Origin of the sequence: Vibrio sp. Vb0304 (assembly GCF_033338995.1) — a bacterium.
In the GTDB taxonomy this organism is placed as follows: domain Bacteria; phylum Pseudomonadota; class Gammaproteobacteria; order Enterobacterales; family Vibrionaceae; genus Vibrio; species Vibrio alginolyticus.
Window position 1 is genome coordinate 1 of sequence record NZ_JAWOTT010000124.1, and the last position, 1,422, is coordinate 1,422.

Sequence of the window (1,422 nt, forward strand, 5' to 3'; positions counted from 1 at the left end):
AACCTTTTTTTTATCAGTCCATTCAGTAAAAATCCTCCTATCGATAGTTTTTACCTATCAAATTAATATCCACCACCCATTGGCGTTAATGAGAAGTATTATCGATAATGTATTCATCGAAACAAACACGATTGAGTAATTATCATGAAAAAGACACTAACATTCGCAACGCTGCATTTTACTATCGCATTTAGTGTCGCTTACGTGCTTACTGGCGACATTCTAATTGGTAGTTTAATTGCCATGATTGAGCCATCAGTAAACACCGTCGCTTTTTACTTTCATGAAAAAGCTTGGGCAAGTGTTCCCGCTTTAAAAGCTCGTCAATTCATGACCAAGCTAAAAACCGCGAGTTTCGCAACGGTACACTTTAGCGTAGCGTTTACGGTGGTTTACTTGTTAACGGGTGATGCATTTATCGGTGGCGTTATGGCAATGCTAGAGCCATCATTAAATACCGTAGCCTACTACTTCCACGAAAAAGTTTGGTTACGTAAATCGTCTGATCAGGGCTCAGCGCCGCATTTTTGCTTCCACAAACACGCTTAAGAGCGGGTCGAAACCGAAGCAACAGCGAGCTCAAACCGATTCATCATTGACAATGTTGCGTACCGCAATTAAATTAATTGCGGTACGCAACTTATTATAGGTAACTTAAGATGAATCCTCGTCAGCTCAGACATTACTCCCGACAGACCGTCCGCTTGTTAGGTATGCTTGATAAACAATGTGGCGAGGTTACCCTCACCCCAGTACAAGCTCATGCCTTGGGCGAGATCCAATTACAGCCACTGACTATCAATCAACTGGCGCAGCAGCTTAACGTAGATAAATCCAATGCCAGCCGCACCGTAACTGCTCTCATCAAGCAGAGCCTGGTTGAGAGCATCGAAAATCCAAAAGACAAGCGCAGCCAGTTCATAGCTTTGACCGAGCAAGGCCAACACGCGCTATCTCAACTCGACCAACAACAAAATACTTTCTTCGAATCATTGCTATCCCATCTGGACGAAAACGAACAGCACCAGCTCAAACAAGGGCTTGAAGTGTATCTAAAAGGCTTAACCAAAGTATGCCAAGCAAACCAATTTGTTCTTCGCCCACTCAGCAAGGCCGATAACCCACAAGTCGCCGACGTGATTCGTCAGGTTTCCGCGGAATATGGTCTAACCGCAGACAAAGGATACGGCGTCGCAGACCCAACACTTGATGACATGTATTCTGTGTATAACCAACAAGGTGCCGCTTATTGGGTGATTGAGCACAATGGCGTCATCGTCGGTGGTGGTGGTTTTGCTCCACTAGCAGGCGAACCTAACGTGTGCGAACTACAGAAAATGTACTTTTTACCCCAAACTCGTGGACACGGCTTGGCAAAACGTATCGTCGCGCTGAGTCTGCAATTGGCGAAGCAACTTGGCT

The 1,422-nt window shown here is 45.1% G+C and carries 2 protein-coding genes; both read left to right on the top strand.

Translation table 11 applies throughout. The annotated features are described in order from the left end of the window. Positions 1-144 precede the first annotated feature (144 nt). Positions 145-549, top strand: coding sequence for a DUF2061 domain-containing protein (locus R7P35_RS24335; RefSeq protein WP_085577273.1), 405 nt, complete (start codon positions 145-147; stop codon positions 547-549). 110 nt (positions 550-659) lie between these two features. After that, positions 660-1,422: bifunctional helix-turn-helix transcriptional regulator/GNAT family N-acetyltransferase (locus R7P35_RS24340; RefSeq protein WP_318092904.1), on the top strand; the 763-nt coding region annotated here is incomplete at its 3' end.